Origin of the sequence: Microcoleus sp. AT3-D2 (genome assembly GCF_036705715.1) — a bacterium.
In the GTDB taxonomy this organism is placed as follows: Bacteria; Cyanobacteriota; Cyanobacteriia; order Cyanobacteriales; family Microcoleaceae; genus Microcoleus.
The window spans coordinates 1-3364 of sequence record NZ_JAUBVE010000154.1; the positions used below are offsets into that span (position 1 = coordinate 1).

The 3364-nt window shown below is 48.5% G+C and carries 2 protein-coding genes and 1 pseudogene; all 3 read left to right on the plus strand.

Annotated elements, in window-relative coordinates; genetic code table 11:
- The first annotated feature begins 242 nt into the window (after positions 1–242).
- The 3 genes and pseudogenes from kdpB (at position 243) to QUB44_RS30275 (ending at position 3330) form a co-directional block, all read left to right on the plus strand.
- On the plus strand, positions 243–1883 hold the full coding sequence (gene kdpB, locus QUB44_RS30265; RefSeq protein ID WP_333373503.1) for a potassium-transporting ATPase subunit KdpB: 1641 nt from the start codon (positions 243–245) through the stop codon (positions 1881–1883).
- Positions 1849–2598 (plus strand): annotated as a pseudogene (locus tag QUB44_RS30270) (universal stress protein); the annotation flags it as partial. The gene kdpB and the pseudogene QUB44_RS30270, both read left to right, overlap by 35 nt.
- Positions 2599–2772: 174 nt before the next feature.
- On the plus strand, positions 2773–3330 hold the full coding sequence (locus tag QUB44_RS30275) for a cation:proton antiporter domain-containing protein (protein WP_333373506.1): 558 nt from the start codon (positions 2773–2775) through the stop codon (positions 3328–3330).
- The last annotated feature ends 34 nt before the right edge of the window (positions 3331–3364 follow it).

The following is a 3364-nucleotide window of genomic DNA, read 5'->3' on the forward strand; positions in this document are numbered from 1 at the left end:
TCGACTTTTTTTGACGCTTTTATTGATTTTAACTATTTTACACTTATTCGGATATTTACAAAACCGGGATGCTCCCTATGAAATTAGCAGCGGCAAGTTTGAACCTGCATCGATAACTACACCCACAACACCTTTAGCAACACCAACTCCTCCACCTCTTTAGCAAAAAATTATCAACCTCACTCTTCTATCTCTCTGTGTTCTCTGTGTCCTCTGTGGTCCATTAAAAATCCCCAATCGATATGGCTTCTTCCAATACCCCTGATTCCCCAAAAAAACCTGCTAGAGGCTCTCGCGAGTCTCGCAAGCACACGCCGAAAGCAAATACAAAAGGTCTTTATCAAAGAGCTTTTAAACAAGCTTTTGTCAAGCTAAACCCGCGGGTAATGCTGAAAAATCCGGTGATGTTTGTGGTGTGGGTTGGCACAATTGTGACTGCATTATTAACGATCGATCCGACGCTGTTCGGGTCGGTTCCCGGCGAAACTCAGAGAGTTTTCAACGGTTTAGTCACCTTCATTTTGTTCTTCACTTTGGTATTTGCTAATTTTGCGGAAGCGGTAGCAGAAGGGCGCGGAAAAGCGCAAGCAGATGCGCTGCGATCGACCAAAGCAGACACGACAGCCCGCAAACTCCTACCAGACGGTTCAATTCAAGAAGTTAGTTCAACATCTCTGAGACGCGGCGACCAAATTAAAGTGATCGCAGGGGATGTAATTCCTGCCGACGGCGAAGTGATCGCAGGTGTCGCCTCGGTGGATGAATCTGCGATCACTGGCGAATCGGCCCCGGTGCTCAAGGAACCGGGTTCGGACATCGCCAGTTCCGTTACCGGCGGTACGCGCATCCTCTCCGACGAATTGACGCTGCGGGTGATGGCCGACCCGGGCAAGGGGTTTTTGGACAGGATGATCGCGCTGGTAGAGGGCGCAGAACGCTCGAAAACGCCGAATGAGATCGCGCTGACGGTGCTGCTGGCGGTGCTGACTCTGGTGTTTTTGATTGTGGTATCGACCATTCCGCCCCTGGGAAATTACGTGAAAACCCCTGTGGGCGTGGTGACGCTGATTTCGCTGCTGGTGGCACTGATCCCGACGACGATCGGCGGTTTGCTGAGCGCGATCGGCATTGCGGGGATGGATCGCGTCGCTCAGTTTAACGTGATAGCGACCTCTGGACGAGCCGTGGAGGCTTGCGGCGACGTGAATACGCTGATTTTGGACAAAACGGGGACGATCACGCTGGGGAACCGTTTAGCCGAGGAGTTCATTCCGGTAAACGGTCACTCGCTGGAGGAGGTTGCGAGTGTAGCCCTTGCTGCTAGCCTGTTTGACGATACTCCAGAGGGAAAGTCGATCGTCCGTTTGGCTCAGAATTTGGGCGCACAGGTAAATTTCGATCGCACCAGCGCCACCGGGCTTGATTTTTCTGCAAAAACGCGGATGTCTGGCACGGATTTGCCCGATGGGATCGAGGTTCGCAAAGGTGCGGTGGATGCGGTGAAGGGTTTTGTGCGATCGCGCCGCGGCAATGGAGGGCCGGATCTCGATGCAGCTTACGAGCGAGTTTCGAGGCTTGGATGCACACCTCTAGGCGTTTGTCAAGGCAGCGACACCTACGGCATTATCTATTTGAAAGATGTCATCAAACCGGGAATTCGCGATCGGTTTGACCAACTGCGAAAAATGGGCATCCGCACAATAATGCTCACCGGAGATAACCGAATTACAGCATCAGTAATTGCTGACGAATCCGGCGTTGACGACTTCATTGCCGAAGCAACTCCCGAGGACAAAATCGAAGTAATTCGCAAGCAACAAGCCGAGGGCAAATTAGTAGCAATGACAGGAGGATGTCGAAGAGATTCTCAAGGCTGGCATTGATGTTTTTTCCACCCTCAACATTCAACACATAGAAAGTCTCAACGATTTAGTAGCTCGAATTACCGGAGTTGTAGTGCGAGTGCGCGATCGCGTCCTCGAAGATGCTGACGAAATAGTCGTTGTGGATGTCACGCCGGAAACTTTAGAAGAAAGGTTGCTAGAAGGCAAAATTTATGCTCCCGAAAAAATTGAACAATCTTTAGAAAACTTTTTCCAGCGCCGTCATTTAATCGCTTTGCGAGAACTCGCCCTGCGAGAAGTCGCAGACAATGTGGAAGATGATGCAGAAACTTTGAAAGGTCAATCTTGCAACATTCACGAACGAGTTTTAGTGTGCATCTCGACTTATCCGAATTCCTTGCAACTGCTGCGGCGGGGCGCGAGGATTGCTAGCTATATGAATGCCCCGTTTTATGCTCTGTTTGTCAACGATCCAGATCGATTTTTAACAAAAGCAGAAAGCTTGCACGTTGAAACTTGTGAGAAACTCTGTCAAGAATTTAAGGGAAAATTTTTGCGGGTAAACGGCACTAATATAGCCAAAGCGATTTCGGAGGTAGCTAAACAGTATCGCATTACTCAAATTGTGATCGGCGAAAGCCAGCAATCGCGCTGGAGATTGTTGCTGCGGGGTTCTTTGACTCAACAGTTAGTGCGATCGCTCAAACACGTAGATTTGCACATCATCGCTACCGAAAAAGTCAGTAGTCAGTAGTCAGTAGTCAGTAGTCAGTAGTTGTGAGTTATTAGTTGTTAGTTGTAAGTTGTGATTTGTTAGTTATTAGTTGTGAGTTTTTAGTCATTTAGCATAAAAACTGCAACTTTTGGAGGATAGCTGAATCTAGCGGGCGGTGGATGCGCCCGAAGCTTTTACCTGTTAGAATCGCACTTGGTAAACCTGATTAAAAGTGCGATCGCTATGGTGGATATTTACATTCTAGACTTGCTAGCTATTGGCATTCTCCTGCTGACCGTCACCTTGGGTTCTGGATGGATTTCGCGATTCCCTGTATCTTATGCCTTAATTTATCTAGTTGTCGGTATCGGATTGGGGCCCTACGGCTCCAAGCTGATTAACTTGCGTCCCGAAGCTCAATTTATAGAAAGACTTACAGAATTTGTAGTTATTGTTTCTCTGTTTAGTTGTGGCTTAAAAATGAACCGCCCGCTGCAACTTTGGGCCTGGAATTCCACAGCACGGCTGATCGGTTTTTTAATGCCAATTTCTATTTTTGCGGTCGCCGCCGTCGCTCATTGGTTTGTGAAATTAGATTGGGGCCCGGCGATTTTACTGGGAGCAATTCTCGCTCCCACCGATCCAGTTTTAGCCTCAGAAGTTCAGTTAGCTGATATAGACGATCGCGATGAATTGCGCTTTGGTTTAACATCAGAAGGCGGTTTAAACGCAGGGCTATTTCATTCTAAACAGCTTCTTCAAAACGTCTAGACCATAGCCCGCGAGCCGTTGTGCCTGTGCCATA

Bases quoted from the DNA above. Each gene is read 5' to 3' on its own strand.
- kdpB (WP_333373503.1), top strand. From the start codon at position 243: ATGGCTTCTTCCAATACCCCTGATTCCCCAAAAAAACCTGCTAGAGGC.